This window comes from Colwellia sp. BRX8-9, from assembly GCF_014077245.1.
In the GTDB taxonomy this organism is placed as follows: Bacteria; Pseudomonadota; Gammaproteobacteria; order Enterobacterales; family Alteromonadaceae; genus Colwellia_A.
Window position 1 is genome coordinate 94,265 of sequence record NZ_JACGVN010000001.1, and the last position, 25,536, is coordinate 119,800.

Below are 25,536 nucleotides of genomic sequence, written 5' to 3' on the forward strand. Positions count from 1 at the left end.
TAGTTTATAACCAAAATCTGTAATGGAACCGTGATGCACAAAGGACAATTAACAAGTTGGAAAGATAATAAAGGCTTTGGCTTCATTCAATCGAGTGAACTGACTAAAGATACCTTTATTCATATATCATCATTAAAAGAGATGAGCAGAAAACCTAAAGTAGGTGATTTAATTTACTTTGAAGTAGAAAAACAAACTAACGGTAAAAGCAAAGCCGTTAATTGTCGTATTGAAGGTGTTGAAGCTAAAGTGATACAAGAACATAAACCCCGTATTTACAGAAATACTTCAGCCGTTAAAAGTAAGCTTGTTTTATTATTAGTGCTAGTAGGTATTGGTGCTTTTGCATTTCAACGACTAGGGTTAGCGCCTTAACACTTGACGCGATAAACAACGTTCGTAATTTATCGCGTTGCTAGACGACAAGTTTATGAAAAAAATTAAAGTAGATTAAAGTAAATTAAGACTAAAATAGCAGATCAGAAGCTTTTTAATCTACGAGTAATTACGGGGAGCACTTCCCTATATTCCACATAGCTCACTATGTCCGATACTCTTCAGTATTGGACATAGTGAGTATAATGGTTTAGACTGCCTTTATACGTACTATCTACTTGGTTTTCAAAATAATGTTGTTAAATAAACCTGTTCCTTTATATCCACCATACATTGATTTGTGTGATTTTGATTTTGATGACTACCCAGAGTTAGATAAAATATTCTCATCAAATGAACCTTGGTGGCTTGAACAATTTGATTGGGGGAAAATCTTCCTTACTTATATAGGTAGAAATAAATCTACTCACACTTATGACCGATTTAGAAACGACGTTGAACGTTTTCTTTTATGGTCATTTATTGAAAAGAAAAAACCAATAGACCAATTACGTAAATCAGACTTACTTGAATATGCTGACTTTTGTTGGCAGCCACCAGTTACTTGGATTGGTACATCAAATCAAGAACGTTTCAAAATATCCAATGGTTATTCCTTGGCTAATGAGCTTTGGTTCCCGTATAAAATCCAAGCACCTAAAAGTCTAAAATCTGAATACATCATTGATAAGAAAAAATATCGTCCATCACAACAAACACTTTCATCAATGTTTACCGCAATTATCGTTTTTTACAACTATTTAATGGCTGAGGATCTTTGCATTGGTAATCCTGCACAAATAGCTAAAAAAGATTGCCGACATTTTATAATAGACTCTCAAGTTAAAGAAGTTAAACGTCTAACCGCTAGCCAATGGCAATATGTTTTAGATACAGCCATTGAAATGGCTGATGAAAACCCACTATTTGAACGAAATTTATTTGTTATATCCGCATTAAAAACCCTTTTTTTAAGAATTTCCGAACTATCAGAACGTGAAAATTGGTCACCTACAATGGGACACTTTTGGCAAGATGATGATGAAAATTGGTGGCTTAAAGTCTTTGGAAAAAGCCGTAAATTGCGTGACATCACGGTTCCTCTTGATTTCTTACCTTTTTTAGAGCGTTACCGCTCTTCCCGAGGTTTATTAGGTTTGCCATCAAGTAATGAAAATTCAATTCTTGTTGAGAAAGTTCGTGGCCAAGGTGGTATGACATCTCGACATTTACGCCGTTTAGTTCAAAGTGTTTTTGATCAAGCACATGAAAATATGCGTAGATCCGAAGGTGAAAATAAGGCATTAAAATTGAAAGAAGCTTCTGCCCATTGGTTAAGGCATACCGGTGCAAGTATGGAAATTGAACGTGGGCGCCCTCTTAAAGATATTTCAGAAGATCTGGGTCATGCAAGCATGGCAACAACCGATACGGTATATGTTCAAAGTGAAAATAAGAAACGTGCTGAAAGTGGTAAAAAACGACGGGTTAATTAATCCTACACTCATTTATTTGTATAACTTACTACTGACTTAATAAATGAATGTAGACCTTAATATATAGCGTTAATATTTTCTATTTAATGGCAACAGCTCTTAACGCTAATGCGGGATCTAAACGCATATTAAACCAATTAATACGCCAATCTAAATGAGGACCTGTAGTTCTGCCACTAGAGCCAACGGCAGCAACAACTTGTCCTTTTTTAACTTCGTCACCGGTTTTAACGTAAGATTTACTTAAATGTAAAAAACTAGAAGTAATACCATGACCGTGATCAATTATCATAGTGCCACCTGAATAAAACATATCAGGTACGAACATTACCACAGTGCCCGCTGCGGGAGCTTTGACTGGATCGCCGGTTTTTCCTGCGTAATCTAAACCATAATGTGGACGTTTAGGCACACCATTAAAAACCCGTTGGCTACCATAAACACCCGTAATAATACCTGTTATTGGTGCAATAAATCCGTTAGCAAAATCAGTTTTAGTACTTAAGGTTTTTCTGGCTGCACTCACTTGCGCGCCATCTTGCTTAGAACGAGTAATAGCTTTCGGATTTGGGTTCATTATTTTTTTGGCAATACCTTCAATACGCTGTATATCGTATTGACGCTTTGCCGGTGTTAAAGACTTTAATTCTTTTTCACCATTTGGTTGAGTGATCACTAATTGATGTGTTTTATCATCATCGCGGCTAAATCCAAAAACGTAATCGCCATATGCAGATAAAGGCAGCACTTTCCCATCAAAAGTAACGACATTATTATTAGCTGTTTTACCTATGACTAAAGCGCCCTGCTTTATTTCTCCCGAAAGCTTAATATCAGCAAACGTATGCGGACTAAAAAAAACACCGACTAAACAAAAGGTTATAAGCTTAATTTTTTTAGTATTAAGCATTTGCAATAGCGCCTTTACCAACACCTTCAAAGGCAACAACCGTTACATCACTTTGATTATCAGCAACTAATTGTCTGGCAATAAAGTCGGCTAAAAGCTCAACGGTTGAGTCACAATCGACAACGTCTAATACCTTATTCTCAACCGCGATGTCAAAGCGACCTTGTGGCGCGGTATAAGAAAAGAAATGGTGATCGGGCGTCAAATTATGTTGAGCAAAATTTGACAGTTCAATATCTGCTTTTGCAACACGGTCAACATCTGAAGCAATATAAATATCTTGCCAACGTAAGCACCAAGCTTTTTCTAATGCAGCTACCCGTTGACCTTTTTGTAAGATATGAATAGTAGAACGGTGACCATGGGCAATACGCTGACAATTTCCGTCATGTAATTTTAAACCATGGGTGTAGTGGTAAAAATCGCCACTTATATTCTCTGGTCGAAGGGTTAGCTTAAGACCTTGAACATTTTGTGGTAATTGCTCAAGAATTATTGCGGTTAAATGCTCAGTAACAGATGCTACATCAATCGTATCGCTAGTAATTTTAGCAAAAGCACATTTTGGTGACTGTAAATAGTAACTGGCTCGCTCACTAATAAAATCAACGTATTCATGGTTTTCCTGATGTAATGAATCAGTAACAGTAATACATTCGTTTTTCATCGGTAATAATAATTTATGATCAACAGCATCATCTATAATTGCTTTAATTTGCTTTTTAACCACAGCAAAGTCAAGCACCATGCTCATTTCATTGAGAGCACCATCAAGGAGTACATCAACGATCCAACTCTCGCCGACAATGCCACGTTCCTGGCAACAGTATGAAAAATCAATGACCGTTAAATCATTTACAAATAATTGCATTATTACTTCCTATTTAAATCTAGTCTTTTACTTGCCAAGCAATAGTATCGTTAGCACGGATTGGCACAACAACATCATGACCAAACGACATCGTCGCTGGTACATGCCATTGGGCTTTTTCTAAAGTTATTTTATCGTTATTAACGGGTAAATTATAAAATGCTGGCCCATGTAAACTCGCAAAGCCCTCTAATTTATCCAAGGCCCCTGCTGCTTCAAATGCTTCAGCATAAAGCTCAATTGCAGCATGTGCCGTATAAGATCCCGCACAGCCACAAGCAGATTCTTTGGCATGTTGTGGGTGAGGAGCAGAATCAGTTCCTAAGAAAAATTTACGACTGCCTCCAGTTGCTGCAGCAATTAATGCTTGTTGATGAATGTTACGTTTCAAAATAGGTAGACAGTAGTAATGAGGTTTAATTCCGCCAACTAACATATCGTTACGATTAAATAATAAATGGTGAACGGTAATTGTCGCCGCAACGTTATCACCTGCTTGCTCAACAAATTCAACCGCATTTTTAGTGGTTATATGTTCTAAAACTATTTTTAATTCCGTATATTTTGCTACTAAGGGCGTTAAAATAGTTTCAATAAATATCGCTTCACGATCAAATATATCAATATGGCTGTCAGTCACTTCGCCGTGGATCAATAAAAGCATGCCCACTTCTTGCATTGCTGTAAGTACATCAGCGATGTTATCAACACTCGTCACACCAGAAGAAGAGTTTGTCGTTGCCCCAGCAGGATACAACTTAGCAGCAAAAACAAGACCCGTTGCTTTAGCGTCGTATATTTCTTGTACGGTGGTTTTATCAGTTAAATAAAGCACCATTAATGGTTGAAATGGCGTACTTTGTTTTGAGCCGTTTACATTAGCAGCCATAATGCGTTGATGATATTGCGTCGCTAATTCAGCATTGGTAACTGGAGGAACTAAGTTTGGCATAATAATAGCGCGGCCAAAGTAACGGCTAGTATCTGGAACTGTGGTCGTTAAAGCATCGCCATCGCGTAAATGTACATGCCAATCGTCTGGGCGAGTAATGGTTAATGTTGTCATTTTTATACCTATAAATTAGTTAACTAAGTTTAAAATTCTGTATTTTCAGATTGATGAGCGTCTTGCTCTTTCTTATCAGCCGTTTGCAATAACGCTAATAATTGATCTTTTAAATTTGGTGGTACTTTATAAATAGTAATACTTTCATTTGCCGCATTGTAAACAACGTCTTCGCCAAAGTGACTGCGTTCAAAGCTCAAGCTGATCCCGTTACCATACCCTGAGTACTTAGTGACCTTATTAACAACCGTTTGATCATGTGGAAAAGATTCTTCCAACGGATAAGATTGCTCTTGGCAAAATTGGTGAAAATCTTGAGTGGCGCCCTCTTGCTTGATCACTTGCCCTATTTCTTGAATGGAGACATCCTGAGCAGCACTTTTTTGTTCTTTACAGTAACTCAATAATTCTTTGCGAGTATTCTGTTTTTCTGTCGCATCAAGTTGATTAACAGCAACATAATCTTCAACGGCCTGCACTAACGTTTGTGTTTGTTCTTTGGAGTTTAAGCCTTCTTCACAACCTAAAAAGTCTAAAAAGAAATCAGAAACAACACGACCCGCTCTACCTTTGATAAACGAAACATACTTATTACCTTGCTGGTTTTCTTTATAATCAAATAAATCGATACGCGCTGCTAATTGCATACGCGCGGTATCAAGGTGTTTGTCAGCAGAAATATTTAATTCGCCATCGACAGAATAATGTTCAGAAACGGGGATCACTGTAGCAAGTAAATAACGACCGCCCATGTACTCATAGTGGCAAACAACTAAGTAGCCTGTTTCTGCCAGGTTATATTTTTCCAATTCATTTTTTAATAAATTAGCCGCCTGACTACTAAAAGCATAAAAACTTTGTGATTCACCTAAATAGCTTTCCATAATATCAACAAAACGAGCAGTATCTCCTGCTGCAGGCATAGTAGTAAAATGTCCGTAGGCTTTACTCGCTTTAGCATTATAGATTTTATGAAGTCCATCAACAAAATTTTCAATCTTATTGCTGATTTCGATAGATTCTGGCCCTAAACGCAGCACAACTTCACCGGTTTCTTCTTTTTTGGTTAAAAAATGTAGGGCAATGTTTGAAATAATTAAGCTCATAGTTAAAGGCCAGTTTTATATTGTTCAGGCATTTGATAAACTTGTACCAATCTATCAAATAACCTATTAAGTATTTAAGATGCCTATTGTATCCAAGTATTCGAATGAACGTGTAGAAAAAATTATCCAAGATTTACATAATGTTTTAGTTAATGAGTCTGCAACCCCTGATCTAGCGCTAATGTGCTTAGGAAATACCTTAACAGAAATTATTAATAAAAATATTCCTGAAGCAAAAAGAGCTGATATTGTAACCAATTTCACTAATGCTTTAAAAAAGTCAGTCCTATAATTACCACTATATTCATAAAATATAGAACTGATAAACTACAATAATAAGAGAATGATAATTAACTATGGTTGCATTTGATTCAAAAACGTATAGCAAGCGCCTGTTACACCTGATCAGTTGGAGCCATTGGTTCACTTTTTTTAATATAATTGCCGCCATTGGATTATCATCCTTTTATATTTTTAGTGAAGGAGGTCCCGAGACATTCCTTGGACAATTTTATTTAATCACCACGTGGTTTAGTCATATGGGTTTTTTAACCTTTATGACTTTTGTTTTAATACTATTCCCGATCACCTTAATATTTCCACATACCCGTTTTATTCGTGCGACAGCCTCTGTGGTCTTTACCCTGCAATTGTTAATATTACTGCTAGATGCTTATATATATAACAGTTTGGGTTACCATCTAAATGCTTCTTCAAGTGCACAAATTGTTGATCTAATTAGCACGCAAATACAACATAACAGCCGTATGTTTTGGTTTGTTAGTATCGTATTAACCTTGTTTATTTTAGCCTTTGAATTAATTCTGAGTAATTATGCGTGGAAACATTTAAGAGACTTACAGAAAGTCGTCTTCGCAAAATTTGTTGTTATTGGTTTAGTCTGTTCTTTTTTCTTTAGCCACTTATTACATATTTGGGCTGATGCGAACTTAGAATATGATATTTTAAGGCAAGACACAGTATTACCTTTGTCATACCCTTCGACGGCAAAAACATTACTCACCAAATACGGTATGTTTGACCGTGAAGCATACATAGAAAGAACAACAAGCCCACTAGCCTTTACCAATGCTATTCCTCAATACCCGCTGCTCAATGAAGCGTGTGTATCACAAACACCAATACAAAAATCAGTATTTATGGTGGTTAACGATGTGAGCTTAACAGATAAGCAGATCAAGCAATTCAAGCAGAGAAACACTCAAAACCAGTTAACGCTCGAACATCATATAGATAACGCCTTACACAAAAACGCGTGGTTTAACTTGTTTTACAGCTTGCCTAGTATTTACCAAGAAGGCTTGGAAGAACAAAAGGCGATCCCTTTACTCTTTCAATTATTAGACAGAAATAAGTTGGCAAGTTCTTACACAATGATCCATGACAAGATAAATAAAGAACTAGTTTCAGAATCACAAGGTTTTGAACATTTATTTAGCCAGCAAACGACACTTGATAATATTTCATCACTAGTCTTTGCTGATAAGCTTAATAGCTTACCTGTAGGCTTACATTTATTTTATTTTGCTGACAGTAATACTTACCAATTTGAATTGTTTATGGATGCTTTGCTACTAGCACAAAAAACAAAACAAACTAAAGATATTATTTGGATCACTTCCGTTGGCAATAAGACCAAGGCGACCAGTTTATCTATTAAACCTTCGTTACTTATTTTACCTGAAAGTAAAAGTAAAACAGTGAGCCATTTAACCAGTCACATGGATATTCAACCAACCCTTATACAGGAATGGTTAAACTGTGACATTAATGAAACAACCTATAGTAATGGTAAAAATGTTCTGCGGTTATCCAAAGACCGTATTATTGCCAATACCATGGAAGATGGCATGATGGTATTTAGTAAAGACAAATCGGTGTTTATTGATCAAAACGGTAATTTCCAAAGCTACTCTCGACAATTAGCGGCTCCCATAATGGTAAACTCTGATTTTCCATTAATGATTGATGGGGTTAACTTTATTAAGCAGTTTAGTAAGCAGGCAGAGAAATTGAACAATAAATAAACTAACAGATTGATTTTCTATATTTTATATTGCAATCAGTATTTAAACCATTATTATACAGGCAGTAAACATATTAACCCTCTTAATGTTTACTGATTCGGGGTATAGCGCAGCTTGGTAGCGCGTGCGTCTGGGGGACGTGAGGTCGCAAGTTCGAATCTTGCTACTCCGACCATATTAATGAATCAAGACGTCCTAGGACGTCTTTTTTTATGCCTAAAGACCAATCTAAACGACTAAACAGCAAAATGATAACGCTTTTTACAGACCTATATTGTGTTATGAAATCCCACCGCTAATGTAACACTCCAAGTAACACTATCTATTACTCATGATTATGATGTTATTTAGAAAGACCTGATTGTTTAATTACTATACTATTGATGTGTCATAGCAAAATAGCATAACCATTAGGTAATATTTAAGTTAGGCCGCAAAAGACAAAAATTATAATTTTGCTGATACTTTAGGCTTACAAATGACACCAAGAAATGATAATGGATAAAAGAGATCACATTATTACTTTAGCTATGCTCTCTCTTTACCGTGATAGAAATATACAAACTTCTCAATATCGTGAACGCCTGTTCCCCACATAGGTGAGTTTAATGAAATAACAGAACCGTCCTTTGCTATTTTAATCTTTTCTCTTACATAAGTTTCAAATTCTGAAAAGTTCTCAATTTTAATGTTTTTTAATTCTTCTACAAAGTGCGCTGCTTTATACTTAACGGCTTCTCGCTCATAGTGTTTCGCACAGTTTTCAGGAATAAGAAAAAATTCTTCATCTTCATCCCAATCAAAGGCTTCCACGTAGTCAATTTCTATACTTCCTGACCCATCTTCTGAGTAACAAGCAAAGGCGACATCATAGTCTTTTGTTTTAGGCTGCTTGCTAAAGACAGACTCTAAATCGTCGATGATATGCTGAACCTTCATTTAGCTTCCTAACACCCCATTAAGAGGTTTTAATTGTTGGTTAAAAAAGTGACGAGGGAGCAAATAGCGAACTCTTACTTGTCCTTGTTAAATGGCTTGTTAGCCTTATGTTACCTACTTGTTACGTAGAAAAAAACTACATTTTTGTCTTCTATTTAAGCTTGAATATTACATTAAAATATTTATAATCCTGCTGGCTAATAAGTTTAAGGAATGAACGATTTATAATTAACTCCATTAAACGCAGGTAAATATTACAATTATGACTGTCATGGCACACCCAAATTTACAAAATGTTAAGCGATATAGAGTTCAAGATAAGGTTTTTGGTATTCAAGAATACTTTTCTATTGCCAAGCATGGTGACAAAGCTAAAATTTTAGCAGAGAAAAGACAAAAAGAAATCTCTCAAAAAAGACTATATCGTCAAATACGTATGCAGTTAGATATAAATAAGATATTTCATCCTGATGGAACCGTTATTGGACTAAAACGAACATTAAAAAATAAAAGTGGTTCAATAAAGCAAATTTTACATATTCAAATTATCGTAAATGGCAAACAGAAAAAAACTGATATCACAATTGATAATAAAACCTTTGAACAAGCATATCTTAAGGCTCAAAATAAAATATTGGAATTAAGAAAAATTGAGCAATCTCCTGAAATAACAGAAATATTCAAAAAAATAGCAGGATACTACAAATACAGCTAATGCCCCATCAAGAGGCTTTTAATTGTTGATTACAATGTTAACGCCACTTAACCAATGGTTTAAATGCCTGCTTGAATGCCTTGCTATGCATCAATGACAACCAATCAATGATTCAATATTACTAACAACTAGATCAGGATCTGCTATATGTAGATGATGTCTTTTTGATTCAGAAAAAATAATTTTAGTATCAGTCGATAAAGCTTTAAAACTGTTAATTGCATTAGCATATAAATCATTCATAGGCTTAGCAATACTGTCGGGAACAAAAGGTTCATCATATCTAGGTGTTTGGTTAATATAATCTTTACTTGTTTTTGAAAAAAGAACAATAAGAGGCTTACCTTCAAAAGTTTTGGAAGCTGTGATTAACTCATAACTTTTAAGGTGATCTACTTTTTCAGCCATGTTTTTAAACATAGGGTCTTTTACACCTAACTCAAATTCCATTATATCTCGCAAATCTTTATTTTCTGTTTCAAAGCCATCAGGCCATCTTGTAGCCATTGTATGAAAATACCCATAAATACCTGGGTCAATGAATACAGCACCTAAAACATCACTGGTATATAAATGATTGTAAGCTCGAATAATGTAGGATGCATAGGAACCACCAGCAAAATAATATGGAGGTTTAACATTGGCGACAGATAATAATTCATGTAACCAGTTTGCCGTATCAAAAACGGTAAAAGGTACAGGCCCTTTCTCACTTTTCCCCAACCCTAAACGATCGTATAAACAAATACTGAAAGTTTTATTTAACCGCTTAACATTATTCATCCAAGCTCCATCCGAGCCTGCTCTGCTATAACCTTGCTCTAAAATAAGCTTAGGTTTATCGTTTTCATAACATTCTAAATAAAGTTTAAAACCACCAACATCATAATGTCCTTTCTTTGTTGGTAATAGAGTTTCATCGTTGGCTGTACTGCTAAAGTTTACCAAGAGAAATATAAATGCTAAATATGATTTCATACACTGTCCCTGTATATATTTGATGCCTAACGCCCTGTCAACAGGCAAATAATGATTGGTTAAAATATGAAACAAAACCGAACCAGCCAACTACAATTTGTCCTGCTTGAAGATCTTATGAACGGATTACACCTAAGGTAGCTCGCCTAAATAAGGAAAAGCACACAAAGACAATAACGCGAAAAGTATAAAGTTGGCAATATAAGTAGTAACTGTATTTTTATTTTTGAGCGCCCTAATTCAAACAGCCAGAGCAATTTAAAAGGGCTTACTTTGAGAGATAAATTTCATTTCAAGTAAGTAAATTTATGGCATAACAAGAATTGTGAAGAATGAAATTACCCAAGTCAAAATAACTAGGTAAATAGACGTTTAATAGATAATAAATGACATTTATCAGGGAGCTTAATATTCCTAAACGATAAACTTAATTCAAATCGAAGTGGTGTAGAAATATTTGATGAATGGTGCATAATGAATTATAAAACTACTGTTCATGAGATCAACTCTACCCTATAGAAAATATTTGAAAAACAGGAGCGAATTGTTATGTACAAAATGACTACGGCAACATATACAGATAAAATTTCCCTTAAAAATGTTGATGATGAACTTAAGAATAAGGGAGTCCCAATGGAAAATTTTTTAATCAATGAAAAAAAATTACAGATTAAGGTGAAGATGCCAGAGAGTGAAGAACAGGAAATAAGGGATATCCTTAATCGACATGGACCTACTAATATTGAATAAGCAATGTTGTTTTCGGTTTAGATACTGACCGCAGAAACAGTGATAAATAGCTGTGATTTTATATACTCACTTTGTATTGGCGTATTCAAGGTAAGCCAATAACAGAATAATATGTTGTTTTATTCATGCGTGTCTAATCAAAAATCTGTTCGTACTGTTCATGACCAAGGTTCGAAGCGAGAAAGCAGTGTCCATTAGTAGTATTCACCTTATCCAAAGGTGACAGCTTTAATAAGGCCGGGATATTGTGGCATAGTTGAATGTAATTAAGTGGCATTACTTAAAATACGAATAACTTTGCCAGAGCTTTTAACTTGAACATTACTTTGATGATTTTTATATGCTTCATTAAGAGATGTAGCGTTTGCAAAATTGACCCTGTAAAAATGTGAAACCTACTAAAATCAATATTAATAATCTACGCTTACACCAAACCTTCCCTATCTTTATAATGCCCTAATAACTAGCCAACTATAATTATCTTGCTTTAACAGCTTGTGAGGCGTTTAAAAAAACCAACCCGTTGGATTATCAATAGCCTTTTCCTGGTCAAGCGCTTTCATGCCTTTAACCGAACGAATTATTAGCCAGACCATCCAAAACAGCAGCACAAACCAACCAATTAAGATCACAGATAAAACTGAACCTAAAAAGATAAAAAGAGCACCAATCCAAAAAGTTCTAATTTGGAATTGATAATGTGTTTTTAACCATTTAGGTGCTTCGTCCCTATTGATATAGGCCATTACAACGCCAATGATCCCGGTTATACCAAAGATTAAGCCGACCATATAAAGTATGTAAACTATTTTGGCAGACCCTTTCGTTGTACGGCTATTTTCCACTGTTACTTCACTCATCTATTTTTTCCTTTAATTATGATGAATTTTAATTAATTTCTAAACATCAATAAAAGCCTAACGCCCGGCTTGAATGGCTTATACGCACGAACCTTTTGAAAAGCTTAAATTCATAATATTCTCTAATCGATAACTATCTCCATTCCTAATATCTATAGAAACATAGTTCCCAGCGTTTATATATTCTACAAGCTGTGCGTCGCTACAAACTTTATCTTTTATGTACTTACCAGAGTTCGTTTTTATTTTAGTTTTATCATTTGAATCAAGATTTTCACCTATACCACTTAATTCTAATGCTAAACCTACAGTATTTTTATCAACGTGAAAATATGTCATTTTTATACGATCATCATTTTCAGTAAAATATTGTTCAAACGATGTCTTTAATTCTTCCTGAGATGGTTGCATTAAATCATTGTATGCCATTCTGCCTATATTTAGAGCCAATAGAAAAAATAGTATTTTTTTGAGATGCTTCTTCCAAACCATATTAGATAACCCATTGCGTTTAACGGCCCATTAAGAGGCAAATGATCGTTGGCTAAAATAAGCGACGAAAGAGCAGATAGCCAACTGTTATTTTTCCTGCTTGTATAGCTTATATTACATTTCTACCGATGCGCCCCAACCTACTGTTCCGCATGAGTTTGATGGAATTAAGGGCATTAATTTAGCTCTAAATGAAGAAATCTCACTTAAATTCAACTTCATATAAGCGCTTAAAGATGAAGACCAAAGTTTACTTTTTTCAGAATAGAATATGTAATCATCGTCAATGCCAACATTTTTTGCTCTTGATATTATTTCAGCAACTTGTTGCTGACTTTTGCAGTCAACCATAAAACTTACCCAGTGTACTTTCTTAGCATTAGATCCTTTCTGAATGAGCAACTCAATTAAACTTTGATCAGCTTCAAGGTAATTAAATGGTGACGGTTCCGGATTTATCTGCTTTGTAGCGCAGCCCCAAATAGAAATAAGTACTAAAGTTAATAATGTTATTTTGCGCACAAACTTTCCTTGTAATATAACGCCCAATTAAGAGGTAAACAGTCACCTGTTTTTATCCGTTTGAAGTTATTGTTAAGCTTTTTGATTTATTGGCTCAACATCAATAAATGGTGTCGAAGGGGTTAACCTAAAAAATACTACACGAACACCAATGTCTGAAGTTTTAATGGTAATATTTATTAAAGCATCACCGTTTTCGAAAGTGCCTTTGAACGAAAACTCGCCTGTTGTACCAGACGTATGAGCATTGTAATTACCAATTTCAAAATCTGAAATACTTTTAATTTTCCCCATCGTTTTGAATTGGGCCAGTATTATATTACTCTCTTGAGTATTGATTTGTTCAATAAATTCATTACTCAAACGAGCATATATGTCCTGTGTTTCCCAGCGCTCACTGAAATCAGCCATAAACTGTTGCACAAATGGCTCTTGTTCGTCCCTAAAGCTAGATGAACCTGCCGCTAAAAATATAATTAAGATTACAATCAACGTAAATAGACCACCAAGCCACATCATTAACTTTTTTAGAAACTCCATACTATGATTTATCCTTAAATGTCTAACGCCCGTTAAGCGGTAAAAATATTGTTGGCTAAAATTGACAACGCAGAGATAACAGTCAACTGTTGTTTGTAGTTTGAATGTCTTGTTAGCAAAAATTTAGTTAAAAAAAACAAGATTTTACACTGTACTGATGGAAGTGATAAGCATAAATTACCGCATCACTTAGCCACAAAACTTAATAGTTAAACAATAACACAGAATGTTTAACAAATTATAAACAAAATAATTACAACAAAAAAGGGAGGAAGCAAACACTAATCCTTTGATGTTAAGGGACAAACACACCGATAATAGTTAAGAAATTGTGTTGCCTCTGAATAGCTTGTTATAAGCTACTTAACTCCAAACCTATCTTTCTAAGTAATTTGGTATTAAACCTGTCAGCTCTTGAAAGCTTTGAATCATAAAGCGTTGCTCTGGAAATTTATGAAATTTAATATTTAAATATACATTCTTAGTTAGCAACTTACCAAATTTCTTAAGAACATCAGGAGTTTTGTCTGCAAATAAGCCACTTTCTAATGTAATGACCGAAATATCAGCCCAAGGAATAAACAGGTTTTTATGACCAAACTTAAAAGGAAAAATAACGCTTAAGTAAAGCCCACTTTTATTTCCGGCAACTCTTAAAATACCATTGTGCCTAATTTTACCCACATAACCATTTCCTGTGTGGAATTTAACAACTGAGTTTTTCTGTTGATTATTACCATATTCTTTAGCTAGTTTTTGCCAACCACTCTGTTTTCCTAACGTATATGAAACCCCAAACCATCCGGTAACAAAAACAACAGAAAACCAATAAGATGTTAAAAACTGTTCTGATAGGTGCTGGAAACTAACAATATACTCTTTCGCTATAGGTGGGATTTCACCTCCAGATCCAGAGTAAAGAGAAAGTACAAAAAATGAAACGAAGGCAATTGTCCAAATAAACCCTAAAAAACTTTAAAACGATCTTCATACAATCCTTGTAGCTTATAACGCCCATATTAAGCGGCAAATAATAGTTGACTATAGGTGAGCAACAAACAGCAGCCAACTGTTTTTGTCCGTGCGAACGTGTTGTTAGTTGCTGATCACACCAATAGTTGATACATAAATCAGAAAGATACCAAATATAAGAGAAGCAACCCCCGCAGGCCTGAATGTGCTTTTAAATTTATGAGCTGACCAAACAGCAAATTTACGATGCTTATCAGAACCCATAATTACAAGCCCAATACCAACAGCGATTAGTAAATAGCCAATACTAAGTATTAATTGAGGATACAGTGTAGATTGATTAAAAAGTACAAAGACAACCCCTGCAACTAACCGACTAATAACTTCGAACCAATGGAAATAACTTCTATTACTGAAACTTACGATCCCATCTGACCAATAATTTGGATTAACAATCATGACGATGCTTAGACAGATCATTATTAAACCAAACGTAGTGATGAAATACACAGAAATCTCCTAAGCAACTAACGCCCATATTAACGGGCAAATAATAGTTGGCTAAAATATGATGCGAAGCGGAACCAGCCAACTACAATTTTTCCCGCTTAAATAGCTTGTATATGTAAATTACCTAACTAGTCCTAATACTTCTTCGCCTTGAAACCCAACACTTAATTGATTACAGCTTTTTGCCGTTATTTGGACATCGACAAATGAACCTTCAGCTGCACTATACATTTTTGCATCCCAAGAAGATTTCGTTGAGTCTATCTTCAGACTTTTTAATACAACTAAACCAATGGACTCAGGGTTTAAGTTATGAGAATAAACTGAGATTTCACCTTTAGTTAAATCAATAAAAAGTTTTGCCGGTTTAGCTGAGTGATCCCAAATACCAGTAAGATTACACTCATCACTTTTCGCCTTAGGTGAAAATATTGAGACTATAAAGATTGAGCTTAAAACTATCAGTTTGAACATGACTATCCTATACATATAACACTCGCTTGAGCGCTTGTCAGAGAGCAGTTAACACCATTCACCTCTAACTATTTGATTTAAAAGCGCGTTTTAATGCCTTGGGAATTATTGAATCCCCCTTAACAATCCTACTATTATTAATTCTTCTAAACTTAGATATTACTGCTGAGTCTGCAGTATATGATTGTCCATTTATAGTGATGAAGCCATCAGTAAAGTACACTTTAAACAATTCATTCTGATTTGGAGACATTAACAACAATATGTCAGCACTTTCTAGGTTGACTGGATTTTTGGTTGTTGTAGCCGTTAATACTACGGTATCAATAAAATTTTTTATTAATTTAAAATTTTCCCATCTAGCATAAATAATTGCACTATCTTGCTTTTGATTTAGCCAATAAATAGATTCTACTTCTTGAATCGTACTTGTGTCATAAAATTCATCATTAGCAGCTAATACAACAGTAGGTATTATGCACAAACACAAAAATAAAAACTTAATCATTTCGCAACTCCTTGATAATTCACAGAGACTATCTCTGCTCCCTAACGCCCCGATAAGGGAAATTTATAGTTTGCTAAAATGTTGAAAGGAGTAGAAAACAGCAAACTGTAAGTTTTCACTCTTGATCGAATTGTTAGGAGTAATGGCTCGGTATGTTTTGTGTGTAAGTATTGATACCCAATAATACTGACTTACCTTCACCAGAATTTAGAGCACGCTTTATTGAAGAACTAAATTCGTCCAATGATAATGCCTCAAACTGGATCTTAAATTTGGCAAAGCAAATGTTATCAGCAGATTCATTACCAGCTATTTCGTTTGATACTGACACTATAACTGCTGTGTGACCAGCGGAATCAAAACAATAAAATTTAAATTTACAATGTCCATAAATTGAGCCTTTCTCTCCAATTTCAAATATCACTTCATCAGAATTTGATTTCGGGAATCCAACTAGTTGTTCAGATAGTGTTTGTAAAACATCCGCATTTATATACTGTTCAGTTTCCCCCGAAAAACGTCCATTATTGGCAGTAATCCAAACCTTTGCTGTGTCATCACGCAGAAACGTTAACTCTATTATTGCTTTCAATTTTAGGTACACCTAACGTCCCGCTAAGGGGAAATTTAATTGTTGGTTATAACGTGAAGCGAGCAGAGCCTAACCAACTGTTAAAAAGACCTGCTTGAATGGCTTATAGTGACTTCAAACTGAATGCTTCATTAATTTTATTAACCAATTCTTTAGCTTGAGCTTCATTAAGTGAAATAGGTAAAGAAGAATAAGACAAAAAACCTTTAGATACTATGTTTAGACCAACACCAACGGAACCGTCTTCTAAGCCTAGCTTATGTACATTAACCTTAGTTTTTATTAAAGTTTTAGCTAACGCATCTATTTGACCTAATGCGCCAATTTCTTTGCCTTTAAATAGTTTAAAAAGTGCCATGCTCGTCCTTGTAAAATATAACGCCCAAATAACAGGCTAAAAATAGTGGGCTAAAATGGAGCCAAGAGAACGGCCTGCTGTTTTAGTCCTGTTGATTTTCTTATTAGGTACTTTTACCCAAACCAAGCGACTTAAGTATTAAAAGTGATAATAAACTAATAAGACCAGAACATATAAAGCCTGTAAGCGGAGCAAATGTTCTTCCCGTATCGGATATGACCTTACTCATCGCTAGCTCTTGAGATGCGGTAATTTCTAAACCATTAAACATACCGTCATTATTAAGATCGAACTTATTTAATTGAAATTCTAAATAAACTTCATATCCAAAGACTGAATATATTATTAAGCCGTATGAAATGGCAAAAATATAAAGACTGATTTTCGATGGAAACGCTAATTTTTTTCTTGATAATTTAAGATAAACAAATATTACAATTGGCGCAAGATACAATAAAACAAAGAACATGTAGATTAGAACCATCCAGACACTCCAAACGCCACGTTAAGCGACAAAAGATTGTTGGTTAATGTTGCAAAAGGAGTGAAATAGCCAACTTTTTTTGTCCTTGTTTAATCTCTTAGGCATTTTTACACCTATATTTTTGCTGCATATACTGAACGGATAACTTAGCTATTTTTTCGAGAACATCCAGTTTGATATCGGATAGTTTATTAATATACAAACAAGATTTGCCCAGCTTATGTTTACCTAGTTCCTGTAATAAGTCTTCGATTTTGTCAAAACCAGGCATTATATAAACCACTAAGTTTTGTTTTCTAGGAGAGAACGAGATTACTGCGGAATCTCCTTCACGACCGCTATCGTATTTATAGTGATATTTACCGAAGCCAATTATGCTGCCACTTAAATAAGGCTTATACCCAGATACTCTTTCCAAAAAAGATAACAACGCAAATGAATCCGATTTTCTGGTCTCATTTTCAATGCACGATATAAAATTGTTGATTTCATCCATTTGACTGCTCCAAAATTATCGAAATGCCTTGCGGCCATATTAAGTGGCAAATAATAGTTGGCTAAAATGTGAACGGAGTTAAACTGCCAACTGTAATTTTTCCGTTTGAAGTTCTGTTAGGTTTAAAGAAAGCCTGCAGAAAAAATACCTGCACCAAGGCCCAAAAACCCCATAGAAGCTCCACGAATAACCTTTAAAATTTTAGACATTTCATATATGTTTTTACCTTTGAGCAGTGAATCAACAATATGGTCTTGCCCAACCAAAGAAAAAAATATTGATAGAGCTAAAAAAGCTAATGAAACATAGATACCATTTCCAATTACAACAACGTTTAATTGTATAAGAATTATTATTGCACCAATGACAGCAGATGAAAGCCACGCATATTGTTTTAATAATTCAAAATGAAGCTCTGTTGTCAATGTTTCATTCTTCGCTTTATTTGTACCGACTGATTCGACTTCGATATTTTTTTCTACTATTACTTCTTCCATAATTTAAAAAGAACTCCAATGTATGGTTAAACCTATTGCCTACTTTTAGAGGCAAATAATATGTTGGCTAAAATAAGCGACGCAGGAGCAAAAGCCAACAATTATTTGTCCTGCTTTAACGACTTGTTATATTTTTATTGCAGAGTGATATTGGCTTCATATGTTTCACCGTTAGGCTTCAACATACTCAAAACGACATTATCACCAACTTTCTTTTGTAAATAGCTCTTAGCTGTTGAAGCTGAACAGCCAGGAATTTTACAGCCATCAATTGCAACTACGTCATCGCCAACGTTAAGCCCTTCTTTTTCAGCGGAAGAACCTTGAACAACTGATTTGATAGTAGCTTTAGTTACTTCAGGACTAAAAAATCCAGATACATTTACATCCATTTTAAAACCTTTTTCACCTTGCTCCTCTGCAAAAGTATAGAAAGAAAACATAGTTAACAAAATTGTGATTAATACTCTCATGGTAGATTTTATCCTTAAAATATAACGCCCCATTAAGAGGCTTTTAATTGTTGGTTAAAATGTGGAGCGAAGCGGAACCTAACCAACTGTTAAAAGTCCTGCTTGAATGGCTTATAGTTTTTTACTCGATGATTTTGAATTCACTAATTTCGTAAAAGCACTCATCATCCATTATGTCTTTATTCCAATCAATTTCAATGACTTCTGGAAATCCATATTTAGGGTGATATTTAATGTCCATGCTTGCAGCTTCAAATAACCCTTTATTTGCAGCTATAAAAAGATCATTTATTACTAAATTGTGTTCGTGTTCACCTAGTTTTTCAAAAAGTGCTACGTCATTTACAACAAGAACTTTTGAACCTGCTACATACATACAACCTTCTTGGGCAACATAGCTATACCTTTCAGGCTCATTTTGTTGCCAAATATCTAATTGTCTTTGTATTTTTTCGTTTGTTTGAGAGCTTACGGATTGATAACCAACACCCCAAAAACTAAATATAAAAACTATTATAGTTCCTAATACAAAGAATACTGAATATGGATTGCGACTATCGAATATTTGCATAAAACTCTAACGCCCCATTAAGCGGCAAAAAATTGTTGGTTAAAATGTTGAACGGAGTGAAAACAACCAACTGTTTTTTGTCCTACTTGAGTGGCTTGTTATAAGTATTTTACTCTGACTCTGTTTTAGGTTTGATTAACAGTTTTAACAATATTTTTTCGATAGAATAAAAACATAAGGCCAAAACTGTATATAACCCTGTGCTTATTGCACCCCAAATAAAACCAGAATCGCTACTTGTATAAGGTAAACCTAACTCAGCATGACGTTCAATACTTAAATTAATTAAGTACCAATTTGCAAAAACAGCTATTAATAAAAAACCCATTAAGATTTTAACCGATTTGAATTTATATTTTTTAACGATTGATTTGATCTCATCCTGTGACATAAACACTTCCCTTTTGGATACTTATAACGCCTTACTAAGCGGCGATAAATTGTTGGCTAAAATGCGAGGAACGAAGCTAGCCAACTGTTTAGCGTCCGTCTTGAATAGCTTGTTAGGCTTTTGGTTATTAAATAGGCCAACTCTTATTTTTAGGAAATATTAGTAAGCTGCTTTCATTTTTCCAAACTACAAACTTTTGGTATGGACCACCGTGCATGGATTTTATCTGTTTATAATAGTACTCAATAACGATTCTTGTATATGTTGTGTTATTGGAAGTTATTTTAGAAAGTTTAGAAATAGTAAAGTTATTTGTATTAATAAGTATCTTAGGATATTTATCACTTAACTCATCCAAAATTAAATTTAACTCAGAAAGCGTTATACCTACATCGAAATGATAAATCTCCCCTTCCACGTTTTTTTGTACAACAAATTCAGGCTCTGCTTTTTCTCTTGGAAGAGAAGAGATGGAGTTAATAGTTGTACATCCTAAGCAAAATATTAAAACGAACAACATCATAATAACTCGGTACACGCAGATTCCTTTGAAGCCTAACGCCACGTTAAGCGGCAAAAAATTGTTGGCTAAAATGTGAACGGAGTGAAACAGCCAACTGTTTTTTGTCCGTTTGAACGCCTTGTTATAAGGGCCGAATTCATATACTAAGTGCGACACCCAAGTTAATAAAAACGATGAACTGCGATATCCTTAGTTTTTTGCTCCCGCCAAGAAGTAAAACACTATGAAATACAAGCAGCTCACCGAGGGTGATAGATATACTTTAGCCGCCTTAAAAAGGCAAGGCTTAAGCTTTACTAATATTGCAAAAGCAATGAATAGAGACAGAAGTACTATTTATCGAGAGGTAAATCGTAATAGTTGTTGGATTATTGATGACTCATATAGACCAAGTAAAGCACAGCGACGGACAAAAGCTCGGCGTAGTCGCTCTAGACGAAATCAGCACTTTACTCAGAAAGATTACGCCATTGTTCGGCGGTTATTGCATAAACAATGGAGCCCTGAGCAAATAACGGGGCACCTCAAGCAGCAAGGTCTTCGCTGCTTCAGTCATGAAACTATTTATCGTTATATTTGGCGAGATAAGAAAAGTGGCGGTAAGCTATGGAAGCAATTGCGATGTGCTAATAAGCAAAGACGTAAACGCTACAAGGCTTACGACAGCCGCGGAAGGCTTGCCGGTAAACGAAATATAGCTGACCGGCCAGCGGAAGTTGAAACACGAAAAACACAAGGTCACTGGGAAATAGATACTGTGATGGGAAAAGGCTCTAAGCACTGTATTGTGACTTTAGTTGAGCGTAAAACGGGTTACACATTGATAGGTCAATTAAATGATAGAACGACTAAATCAACGAACACGAGAACGATTAAACTCATGAATAAAATGCCTAAGCAATTTAAGACAATTACTTCTGATAACGGCACCGAGTTCCATCAATATAAGAAAGTAGAAGAAGCTACTCATTGCCCTTATTATTTTGCTAACCCACATCACTCCTGGGAGCGTGGAACGAACGAAAATACTAACGGTTTAATCAGACAATATTTGGTTAAAGGAACATCAATGAAGGGCTTAACTCAACAACGATGTAATGCCATCGCAGCTAAATTAAATACAAGACCAAGAAAGAGATTGGGATATAAAACACCAGAGGAATGCTTTTATGAATAATCACTTTTGTCGCACTTCAAACTTGAAACTAAGAAGCATTCCACACAATTCTGTTTATATCATTTTTTTTGAACAAGGCGGTAGCTGCAATAGTATACTTCAAAGCTACAGTATCTGAGGCAAATAGCCAAACTGTGTTAGTAGGAAGTTCCCCTAATAGTTTTTGAATATAATCTGACGCTTCTTTCTCATCATACACACTGATATTACGCTGCGGATAATTAAAGGTTATAAATCCGTCATCAGTAATAATGACTCTAAGCGCAGAGCTATGAGCGCAAACATTATCGCACTTTTCTTTATTAACACCTTGAATAATATTTATAACATATTCAGATTCTTGCGCTGTCATTATAAAGAATACAACAATCAATACCATTGCTAGATCAGCAAAGTAGATAGTGTCGATATTATCGGTAATTTGTTTAGAACGCCTGACTTTTTTCATGCTTTATAACGCCCCATTAAGAGGAAATTTGTAGTTGGCTAAAATGTTGAACGCAGTGAAAACAGCCAACTGTAAATTTTCCTGCTTTAATGCCTTGTATATTTATGGGTAATAACCTAATTTATGCTGTAAATCTAGAGTGTTATCAATTGAGACTCTAAAGCCACAATCAAATGGAGTTACTCCGTTAATTGGATGACAATTATAATTAATTGTCCATTCGCCATAATCGTAATCGTAATAAACACCAGAACGATAATACATTTGCCTTTCAATATCTTGTGATTGTAAAAACACTTCTGCGGATTTAACCACTTCATGAACAGATAATATTGGGACTTTGAAATCTATAAGATCTTTTTCAACTTCTCGATCATAAGTATGTATTAAATCTTTTGCATGTTTCACAATAGGTTTATTATTTTCTGATAATTCATTCGCTGTTTGGCAAAATGACTGAAAACTTACGATACATAATATTAAAGATATAGATTTAATCAAAACTCCCCTCGGAATAAATATAACGCCCAATTAACGGGCAAATAATGGTTGGCTAAAATAGTGAACGAAGTGAACAAAAGCCAACTGTTATTTGTCACTGTTAAATTGCTTGTTATATTTTGATTACAACCAATCCCTGCAACTTTCAGGGTTTGCGTCTTTATCATAATCCCAACCCTTTATGATGTTGGTTTTGGGATCAACAACATAAATAATTTTACATTTACCGACCCACTCTTTCATACTATGAGTAGGTAATACTTCACTATAAAACCAATGTTGCACAATATCACCATTTTCATTTTTTGAAATGTGAGTAAATCCTTTTCCAGAAATTAAATAATCAGCTCTGATTAAGTCTCCATAATCTCCGTACCTTGTGGGATCTAAAAAAAGCACCTTCGTTCCGATTTTATAATCCATTCGTTCTGCAAATGGCGTATTTCCAATAGCACAACCATTAAGTAGGATAAATATTAGGGAAATATAAACAGCCTTCATTCCTTTAGCCTCAATTTAATACTGTGAAATATGATAAAAGTATAACGCCCCAATAAGGTGCTGATAATAGCTTGCTAAAATGTGTAGCGGAGCGGAACCGAGGAAGCTGTTAGCAGTCCCATCTTAATTGGCTTGTTTTGAATCGCCTACTTTAGGCAGTAAACTTTTATTTAATATCTTAAACGACAATAGATCTATAACCATTGAATAAACCTCATTATTATTTATGAATATGACAAAAAGATTACCTTCAGAATTCAAACTAGATTCAATTATACGATTATAACCAGAAATAATTTCGCTATAGGCTGTGCCATCTACCTTACTTAAAGCAAAGGTACGTTTATCGGTGTAATCTAATTTATCATCTTGGTTAGTATCGCTATTTATGACTTCGTAAGATATTCCGCGCGTTATTGAGTTATTATTAAATTCACTATCAACTAATGGTTTTATATCGATAATTAATTGTTCTGTTGATTTGAATAACCAATTCGCGTGATTAGTATCGCCATTGATTAAGAGAACATTTTTAGATCTCGTTGGCGTATAGCTACTGCCACCAAAGCTTTCGTAAATTGTCCCTCGTTCTTTCTTCTCTACTGAAAGCTTTTCTGATTCTAGCGGAATAAAATGAAAATCAGTTTCACCAACTTTTCGTGGGTAACCTAAGCTCCATTTTTCTTCTTTTTTATCGTCTTGAGCTAGATTCAATGTTGGTTGTTCTACAACTTCAGCTTTAAAAAAAACTGAAATTAGTTGGTAGGAGATAAACACTGTACCTATAACTATTCCAATGAATAAAACTAACCCATTAAAATTCCAAATCCATTTAAAAAATCTATCCGATTTCATACGACTCCAAGTGATTCATAACGCCACGTTAAGCGGCAAAAAATTGTTGGCTAAAATTGTGAACGGAGTGAAACAGCCAACTGTTTTTTGTCCGTTTGAACGTCTTGTTAGGTGAATTTTTATTATGACAAACCTACCACATCAGGCACTAATTTTGTAAACGATTCTCGCCAAGGCGTAAAAAGTTGAAGTGAGTTATTTGCAAATCCAATCTCAATTAGAGCAACGGGATTGTCGTCAAAGTAAAAATGTTGATGCTTTAACATTTGAATATTAGCCCATGGAATAATGTAACTTCCTTTAATTGAATCTGAAGTTAGAAGTATTTCTAATCCTGCTATCGAAGCACTTACCCACATAAAATATTGTTGGTCATCTATTAAACCAACTCCCTTCTCCCAATCTTTAAAAAGGTCTACATCTAAGTCTCTTTCTGTATGCCCGCCAGTCAGACAACCTATTGAGTTCATTTTTTTTAGGGACTTTTTATGTTTTATATTTGGCCTTAACAAAAAATAGACAACCAAAGAAAGTAAAAATAATCCGGTAAAATAAGTAATTGTGAATGAGTCGAAATATAAATTAACGCAATAAACTGCACTACAAGGTAAAACAAGTATGATGAATGATTTTTTAATTAAGCCTTTAATTAATGCTGTAATTAATACTTTTTTATACATAGCTTGAATTAAACTCCTATTCATCTAACGCCTGCTTAAGCGGAAAAATTTAGTTGGCTAAAATATTGAACGGAGTGAAAATAGCCAACTGTATTTTTTCCGTTTAAAGCTCTTGTTATGTAGCTTTACGCTGATACTGTAATAACATACTACCTAAAAAATACGACACTGGTATTACTAGACAATTACCAACAGTTGACGTTAAAAACCAACCAAATAACATTTCTGGCTCATATTCATTATTGTAATAAATACCGTAAGTCCAATACATTGCTAATGCTATATATGTAATTAAAGCTGAACCAATGATACGGGTATATTTACTATGCTTATGCGTAACAACTCCAGACAACACTGCAATTAATACCAATTCAATAATCACGAATACAAACCTATAGTGCTACATAACGCCTAATTAACAGGCAAAAAATTGTTGGCTAAAATAAGTGAACGGAGTGAACAAAAAGCCAACTGTTTTTTGTCCTTGTTTAATTTCTTGTTAGGCATTAGCTACTTTTGACAACTGTTTTTGTGGCCTCAACAAATTCATTAAGCTGTGCTTGTGACATAGACTTAAGCTCTTCAAATGCTTTTGAAGTATGTTTTTTATTTCCGTTTCCTTCACCTGATATTTGATTCTTATCACCATCACGCTTTATGAAAAACATAAATGGCATAGCAGGGTTGTTTTTCATAGTAGCAAAGACTAGTGATTGCCCGTCACTGCAAGATGTAACTTGCCATTTCCCAGTGGCTAATTCGGTATGAATTGGACCAACACTACAAGATAAGGACTCTGCACTATACGAATTAAAAGAAATTAGTAGCATTGAGATAAATGTAAGATTAATTTTCAT

General features: G+C 34.6%; 36 protein-coding genes, 1 tRNA gene and 2 pseudogenes. 8 read left to right on the forward strand and 31 right to left on the reverse strand.

The window, feature by feature from the left end:
- Positions 1–33: 33 nt before the first annotated feature.
- Positions 34–247, forward strand: a pseudogene (locus H4J70_RS00415) (cold shock domain-containing protein); the annotation flags it as partial.
- Between the two features lie 382 nt (positions 248–629).
- On the forward strand, positions 630–1,871 hold the full coding sequence (locus tag H4J70_RS00420) for a tyrosine-type recombinase/integrase (protein ID WP_182250460.1): 1,242 nt from the start codon (positions 630–632) through the stop codon (positions 1,869–1,871).
- Between the two features lie 79 nt (positions 1,872–1,950).
- Here H4J70_RS00420 and H4J70_RS00425 read toward each other — a convergent pair whose 3' ends face one another.
- The 4 genes from H4J70_RS00425 to yejK are packed head-to-tail and all read right to left on the reverse strand — an operon-like array spanning position 1,951 to position 5,824.
- Positions 1,951–2,781 (reverse strand): M23 family metallopeptidase, encoded by an 831-nt coding sequence (locus tag H4J70_RS00425; protein WP_182243531.1) that lies wholly within the window; start codon positions 2,779–2,781, stop codon positions 1,951–1,953.
- The gene (locus H4J70_RS00430) at positions 2,774–3,652 is read right to left on the reverse strand and encodes a 6-carboxytetrahydropterin synthase (protein ID WP_182221945.1); all 879 of its coding nucleotides are present in this window, start codon (positions 3,650–3,652) and stop codon (positions 2,774–2,776) included. Before H4J70_RS00430 ends, H4J70_RS00425 begins: the two co-directional genes overlap by 8 nt.
- Before the next feature lie 19 nt (positions 3,653–3,671).
- Positions 3,672–4,718, reverse strand: coding sequence for a dihydroorotase (gene pyrC, locus H4J70_RS00435; protein WP_182215164.1), 1,047 nt, complete (start codon positions 4,716–4,718; stop codon positions 3,672–3,674).
- 29 nt (positions 4,719–4,747) lie between these two features.
- A complete protein-coding gene (yejK, locus tag H4J70_RS00440; RefSeq protein WP_070373582.1) occupies positions 4,748–5,824 on the reverse strand; it encodes a nucleoid-associated protein YejK in 1,077 nt (358 codons plus the stop codon).
- Positions 5,825–5,903: 79 nt separating this feature from the next.
- Here yejK and H4J70_RS00445 point away from each other — a divergent pair, with 79 nt between their 5' ends.
- From H4J70_RS00445 to H4J70_RS00455, 3 genes are all read left to right on the forward strand, one after another.
- A complete protein-coding gene (locus tag H4J70_RS00445; protein ID WP_070373583.1) occupies positions 5,904–6,116 on the forward strand; it encodes a DUF1414 domain-containing protein in 213 nt (70 codons plus the stop codon).
- A 64-nt stretch (positions 6,117–6,180) separates the two neighbouring features.
- Positions 6,181–7,872 (forward strand): DUF3413 domain-containing protein, encoded by a 1,692-nt coding sequence (locus H4J70_RS00450; protein ID WP_182250461.1) that lies wholly within the window; start codon positions 6,181–6,183, stop codon positions 7,870–7,872.
- A gap of 98 nt (positions 7,873–7,970) precedes the next feature.
- Positions 7,971–8,047: transfer RNA gene (locus tag H4J70_RS00455), tRNA-Pro, on the forward strand.
- Positions 8,048–8,400: 353 nt separating this feature from the next.
- On the opposite strand, the gene H4J70_RS00460 is transcribed toward H4J70_RS00455, so the two are convergent.
- The gene (locus H4J70_RS00460) at positions 8,401–8,811 is read right to left on the reverse strand and encodes a hypothetical protein (RefSeq protein WP_182250462.1); all 411 of its coding nucleotides are present in this window, start codon (positions 8,809–8,811) and stop codon (positions 8,401–8,403) included.
- 271 nt (positions 8,812–9,082) lie between these two features.
- Here H4J70_RS00460 and H4J70_RS00465 point away from each other — a divergent pair, with 271 nt between their 5' ends.
- A complete protein-coding gene (locus H4J70_RS00465) occupies positions 9,083–9,526 on the forward strand; it encodes a hypothetical protein (protein WP_182221948.1) in 444 nt (147 codons plus the stop codon).
- A gap of 90 nt (positions 9,527–9,616) precedes the next feature.
- Here the strand turns inward: H4J70_RS00465 and H4J70_RS00470 are convergent, their stop codons facing one another.
- Positions 9,617–10,504, reverse strand: coding sequence for an alpha/beta fold hydrolase (locus H4J70_RS00470; protein WP_182250463.1), 888 nt, complete (start codon positions 10,502–10,504; stop codon positions 9,617–9,619).
- Positions 10,505–11,053: 549 nt separating this feature from the next.
- Between H4J70_RS00470 and H4J70_RS00475 the strand changes: the two genes are divergently transcribed.
- Positions 11,054–11,254 carry a hypothetical protein gene (locus H4J70_RS00475; RefSeq protein ID WP_182250464.1) on the forward strand — a complete coding sequence of 67 codons (201 nt, stop codon included), beginning with the start codon at positions 11,054–11,056 and terminating at the stop codon, positions 11,252–11,254.
- Between the two features lie 266 nt (positions 11,255–11,520).
- Here H4J70_RS00475 and H4J70_RS00480 read toward each other — a convergent pair.
- The 18 genes and pseudogenes from H4J70_RS00480 to H4J70_RS00565 form a co-directional block, all read right to left on the reverse strand.
- Positions 11,521–11,616 (reverse strand): annotated as a pseudogene (locus tag H4J70_RS00480) (hypothetical protein); the annotation flags it as partial.
- A gap of 144 nt (positions 11,617–11,760) precedes the next feature.
- Positions 11,761–12,114 carry a hypothetical protein gene (locus H4J70_RS00485; protein ID WP_182250465.1) on the reverse strand — a complete coding sequence of 118 codons (354 nt, stop codon included), beginning with the start codon at positions 12,112–12,114 and terminating at the stop codon, positions 11,761–11,763.
- Between the two features lie 78 nt (positions 12,115–12,192).
- Complete coding sequence (locus H4J70_RS00490; protein WP_182250466.1) at positions 12,193–12,606, reverse strand: hypothetical protein; 414 nt, start codon at positions 12,604–12,606, stop codon at positions 12,193–12,195.
- A 114-nt stretch (positions 12,607–12,720) separates the two neighbouring features.
- Positions 12,721–13,128: a ribonuclease E inhibitor RraB gene (locus tag H4J70_RS00495; RefSeq protein ID WP_182250467.1), complete on the reverse strand. Its 408-nt coding sequence runs from the start codon at positions 13,126–13,128 to the stop codon at positions 12,721–12,723.
- Positions 13,129–13,200: 72 nt separating this feature from the next.
- Positions 13,201–13,668 (reverse strand): hypothetical protein, encoded by a 468-nt coding sequence (locus tag H4J70_RS00500; RefSeq protein ID WP_182250468.1) that lies wholly within the window; start codon positions 13,666–13,668, stop codon positions 13,201–13,203.
- Positions 13,669–14,043: 375 nt separating this feature from the next.
- A complete protein-coding gene (locus tag H4J70_RS00505; protein ID WP_182250469.1) occupies positions 14,044–14,352 on the reverse strand; it encodes a peptidylprolyl isomerase in 309 nt (102 codons plus the stop codon).
- A gap of 411 nt (positions 14,353–14,763) precedes the next feature.
- Positions 14,764–15,099: a hypothetical protein gene (locus H4J70_RS00510; RefSeq protein ID WP_182250470.1), complete on the reverse strand. Its 336-nt coding sequence runs from the start codon at positions 15,097–15,099 to the stop codon at positions 14,764–14,766.
- A gap of 171 nt (positions 15,100–15,270) precedes the next feature.
- Complete coding sequence (locus H4J70_RS00515) at positions 15,271–15,624, reverse strand: hypothetical protein (protein ID WP_182221957.1); 354 nt, start codon at positions 15,622–15,624, stop codon at positions 15,271–15,273.
- Between the two features lie 64 nt (positions 15,625–15,688).
- Positions 15,689–16,132, reverse strand: a complete 444-nt coding sequence (locus H4J70_RS00520) for a hypothetical protein (RefSeq protein WP_182250471.1) — start codon at positions 16,130–16,132, stop codon at positions 15,689–15,691.
- A 133-nt stretch (positions 16,133–16,265) separates the two neighbouring features.
- Positions 16,266–16,724 (reverse strand): hypothetical protein, encoded by a 459-nt coding sequence (locus H4J70_RS00525; protein ID WP_182250472.1) that lies wholly within the window; start codon positions 16,722–16,724, stop codon positions 16,266–16,268.
- A gap of 103 nt (positions 16,725–16,827) precedes the next feature.
- The gene (locus H4J70_RS00530; RefSeq protein WP_182250473.1) at positions 16,828–17,082 is read right to left on the reverse strand and encodes a hypothetical protein; all 255 of its coding nucleotides are present in this window, start codon (positions 17,080–17,082) and stop codon (positions 16,828–16,830) included.
- Positions 17,083–17,185: 103 nt separating this feature from the next.
- On the reverse strand, positions 17,186–17,566 hold the full coding sequence (locus H4J70_RS00535; RefSeq protein WP_182250474.1) for a hypothetical protein: 381 nt from the start codon (positions 17,564–17,566) through the stop codon (positions 17,186–17,188).
- A 97-nt stretch (positions 17,567–17,663) separates the two neighbouring features.
- A complete protein-coding gene (locus tag H4J70_RS00540) occupies positions 17,664–18,062 on the reverse strand; it encodes a DUF1801 domain-containing protein (protein ID WP_182221961.1) in 399 nt (132 codons plus the stop codon).
- Positions 18,063–18,184: 122 nt separating this feature from the next.
- Positions 18,185–18,559, reverse strand: a complete 375-nt coding sequence (locus H4J70_RS00545) for a hypothetical protein (protein ID WP_182215136.1) — start codon at positions 18,557–18,559, stop codon at positions 18,185–18,187.
- A 134-nt stretch (positions 18,560–18,693) separates the two neighbouring features.
- Complete coding sequence (locus H4J70_RS00550; protein ID WP_182250475.1) at positions 18,694–19,032, reverse strand: PDZ domain-containing protein; 339 nt, start codon at positions 19,030–19,032, stop codon at positions 18,694–18,696.
- A 121-nt stretch (positions 19,033–19,153) separates the two neighbouring features.
- Complete coding sequence (locus tag H4J70_RS00555) at positions 19,154–19,603, reverse strand: DUF6174 domain-containing protein (protein ID WP_182244792.1); 450 nt, start codon at positions 19,601–19,603, stop codon at positions 19,154–19,156.
- A 109-nt stretch (positions 19,604–19,712) separates the two neighbouring features.
- Positions 19,713–19,994, reverse strand: coding sequence for a hypothetical protein (locus tag H4J70_RS00560; RefSeq protein ID WP_182245197.1), 282 nt, complete (start codon positions 19,992–19,994; stop codon positions 19,713–19,715).
- 127 nt (positions 19,995–20,121) lie between these two features.
- On the reverse strand, positions 20,122–20,532 hold the full coding sequence (locus H4J70_RS00565) for a hypothetical protein (protein ID WP_182250476.1): 411 nt from the start codon (positions 20,530–20,532) through the stop codon (positions 20,122–20,124).
- A gap of 208 nt (positions 20,533–20,740) precedes the next feature.
- Here H4J70_RS00565 and H4J70_RS00570 point away from each other — a divergent pair, with 208 nt between their 5' ends.
- On the forward strand, positions 20,741–21,694 hold the full coding sequence (locus H4J70_RS00570; protein ID WP_182244793.1) for an IS30 family transposase: 954 nt from the start codon (positions 20,741–20,743) through the stop codon (positions 21,692–21,694).
- Between the two features lie 28 nt (positions 21,695–21,722).
- Here H4J70_RS00570 and H4J70_RS00575 read toward each other — a convergent pair whose 3' ends face one another.
- The 7 genes from H4J70_RS00575 to H4J70_RS00605 all read right to left on the reverse strand — a co-directional run bounded on the left by H4J70_RS00575 (position 21,723) and on the right by H4J70_RS00605 (position 25,536).
- Positions 21,723–22,142, reverse strand: a complete 420-nt coding sequence (locus tag H4J70_RS00575) for a hypothetical protein (RefSeq protein WP_182250477.1) — start codon at positions 22,140–22,142, stop codon at positions 21,723–21,725.
- Positions 22,143–22,244: 102 nt separating this feature from the next.
- Positions 22,245–22,643 carry a hypothetical protein gene (locus tag H4J70_RS00580; protein WP_182250478.1) on the reverse strand — a complete coding sequence of 133 codons (399 nt, stop codon included), beginning with the start codon at positions 22,641–22,643 and terminating at the stop codon, positions 22,245–22,247.
- 123 nt (positions 22,644–22,766) lie between these two features.
- On the reverse strand, positions 22,767–23,144 hold the full coding sequence (locus H4J70_RS00585; RefSeq protein WP_182250479.1) for a hypothetical protein: 378 nt from the start codon (positions 23,142–23,144) through the stop codon (positions 22,767–22,769).
- Positions 23,145–23,267: 123 nt separating this feature from the next.
- Positions 23,268–23,999 (reverse strand): hypothetical protein, encoded by a 732-nt coding sequence (locus H4J70_RS00590; protein ID WP_182250480.1) that lies wholly within the window; start codon positions 23,997–23,999, stop codon positions 23,268–23,270.
- A 122-nt stretch (positions 24,000–24,121) separates the two neighbouring features.
- Positions 24,122–24,679, reverse strand: coding sequence for a hypothetical protein (locus tag H4J70_RS00595; protein ID WP_182243957.1), 558 nt, complete (start codon positions 24,677–24,679; stop codon positions 24,122–24,124).
- Positions 24,680–24,794: 115 nt separating this feature from the next.
- On the reverse strand, positions 24,795–25,061 hold the full coding sequence (locus H4J70_RS00600) for a hypothetical protein (RefSeq protein ID WP_182250481.1): 267 nt from the start codon (positions 25,059–25,061) through the stop codon (positions 24,795–24,797).
- Between the two features lie 124 nt (positions 25,062–25,185).
- Positions 25,186–25,536, reverse strand: coding sequence for a hypothetical protein (locus H4J70_RS00605; RefSeq protein ID WP_182250482.1), 351 nt, complete (start codon positions 25,534–25,536; stop codon positions 25,186–25,188).

What these genes read in the sequence shown, in the direction of transcription:
- H4J70_RS00570 (WP_182244793.1), top strand. Translation starts at nt 20,741, where the DNA reads ATGAAATACAAGCAGCTCACCGAGGGTGATAGATATACTTTAGCCGCC.
- H4J70_RS00500 (WP_182250468.1), bottom strand. Translation starts at nt 13,668, where the DNA reads ATGGAGTTTCTAAAAAAGTTAATGATGTGGCTTGGTGGTCTATTTACG.
- H4J70_RS00545 (WP_182215136.1), bottom strand. Translation starts at nt 18,559, where the DNA reads ATGGAAGAAGTAATAGTAGAAAAAAATATCGAAGTCGAATCAGTCGGT.
- H4J70_RS00595 (WP_182243957.1), bottom strand. Translation starts at nt 24,679, where the DNA reads ATGTATAAAAAAGTATTAATTACAGCATTAATTAAAGGCTTAATTAAA.
- H4J70_RS00575 (WP_182250477.1), bottom strand. Translation starts at nt 22,142, where the DNA reads ATGAAAAAAGTCAGGCGTTCTAAACAAATTACCGATAATATCGACACT.
- pyrC (WP_182215164.1), bottom strand. Translation starts at nt 4,718, where the DNA reads ATGACAACATTAACCATTACTCGCCCAGACGATTGGCATGTACATTTA.
- H4J70_RS00540 (WP_182221961.1), bottom strand. Translation starts at nt 18,062, where the DNA reads ATGGATGAAATCAACAATTTTATATCGTGCATTGAAAATGAGACCAGA.
- H4J70_RS00585 (WP_182250479.1), bottom strand. Translation starts at nt 23,144, where the DNA reads ATGAAGGCTGTTTATATTTCCCTAATATTTATCCTACTTAATGGTTGT.
- H4J70_RS00445 (WP_070373583.1), top strand. Translation starts at nt 5,904, where the DNA reads ATGCCTATTGTATCCAAGTATTCGAATGAACGTGTAGAAAAAATTATC.
- H4J70_RS00550 (WP_182250475.1), bottom strand. Translation starts at nt 19,032, where the DNA reads ATGAGAGTATTAATCACAATTTTGTTAACTATGTTTTCTTTCTATACT.
- H4J70_RS00485 (WP_182250465.1), bottom strand. Translation starts at nt 12,114, where the DNA reads ATGAGTGAAGTAACAGTGGAAAATAGCCGTACAACGAAAGGGTCTGCC.
- H4J70_RS00470 (WP_182250463.1), bottom strand. Translation starts at nt 10,504, where the DNA reads ATGAAATCATATTTAGCATTTATATTTCTCTTGGTAAACTTTAGCAGT.
- H4J70_RS00515 (WP_182221957.1), bottom strand. Translation starts at nt 15,624, where the DNA reads ATGTTCAAACTGATAGTTTTAAGCTCAATCTTTATAGTCTCAATATTT.
- H4J70_RS00475 (WP_182250464.1), top strand. Translation starts at nt 11,054, where the DNA reads ATGTACAAAATGACTACGGCAACATATACAGATAAAATTTCCCTTAAA.
- H4J70_RS00535 (WP_182250474.1), bottom strand. Translation starts at nt 17,566, where the DNA reads ATGGTTCTAATCTACATGTTCTTTGTTTTATTGTATCTTGCGCCAATT.
- H4J70_RS00420 (WP_182250460.1), top strand. Translation starts at nt 630, where the DNA reads ATGTTGTTAAATAAACCTGTTCCTTTATATCCACCATACATTGATTTG.
- H4J70_RS00460 (WP_182250462.1), bottom strand. Translation starts at nt 8,811, where the DNA reads ATGAAGGTTCAGCATATCATCGACGATTTAGAGTCTGTCTTTAGCAAG.
- H4J70_RS00605 (WP_182250482.1), bottom strand. Translation starts at nt 25,536, where the DNA reads ATGAAAATTAATCTTACATTTATCTCAATGCTACTAATTTCTTTTAAT.
- yejK (WP_070373582.1), bottom strand. Translation starts at nt 5,824, where the DNA reads ATGAGCTTAATTATTTCAAACATTGCCCTACATTTTTTAACCAAAAAA.
- H4J70_RS00465 (WP_182221948.1), top strand. Translation starts at nt 9,083, where the DNA reads ATGGCACACCCAAATTTACAAAATGTTAAGCGATATAGAGTTCAAGAT.
- H4J70_RS00450 (WP_182250461.1), top strand. Translation starts at nt 6,181, where the DNA reads ATGGTTGCATTTGATTCAAAAACGTATAGCAAGCGCCTGTTACACCTG.
- H4J70_RS00490 (WP_182250466.1), bottom strand. Translation starts at nt 12,606, where the DNA reads ATGGTTTGGAAGAAGCATCTCAAAAAAATACTATTTTTTCTATTGGCT.
- H4J70_RS00520 (WP_182250471.1), bottom strand. Translation starts at nt 16,132, where the DNA reads ATGATTAAGTTTTTATTTTTGTGTTTGTGCATAATACCTACTGTTGTA.
- H4J70_RS00555 (WP_182244792.1), bottom strand. Translation starts at nt 19,603, where the DNA reads ATGCAAATATTCGATAGTCGCAATCCATATTCAGTATTCTTTGTATTA.
- H4J70_RS00425 (WP_182243531.1), bottom strand. Translation starts at nt 2,781, where the DNA reads ATGCTTAATACTAAAAAAATTAAGCTTATAACCTTTTGTTTAGTCGGT.
- H4J70_RS00530 (WP_182250473.1), bottom strand. Translation starts at nt 17,082, where the DNA reads ATGGCACTTTTTAAACTATTTAAAGGCAAAGAAATTGGCGCATTAGGT.
- H4J70_RS00430 (WP_182221945.1), bottom strand. Translation starts at nt 3,652, where the DNA reads ATGCAATTATTTGTAAATGATTTAACGGTCATTGATTTTTCATACTGT.
- H4J70_RS00510 (WP_182250470.1), bottom strand. Translation starts at nt 15,099, where the DNA reads ATGATTGTTAATCCAAATTATTGGTCAGATGGGATCGTAAGTTTCAGT.
- H4J70_RS00560 (WP_182245197.1), bottom strand. Translation starts at nt 19,994, where the DNA reads ATGTCACAGGATGAGATCAAATCAATCGTTAAAAAATATAAATTCAAA.
- H4J70_RS00590 (WP_182250480.1), bottom strand. Translation starts at nt 23,999, where the DNA reads ATGAAATCGGATAGATTTTTTAAATGGATTTGGAATTTTAATGGGTTA.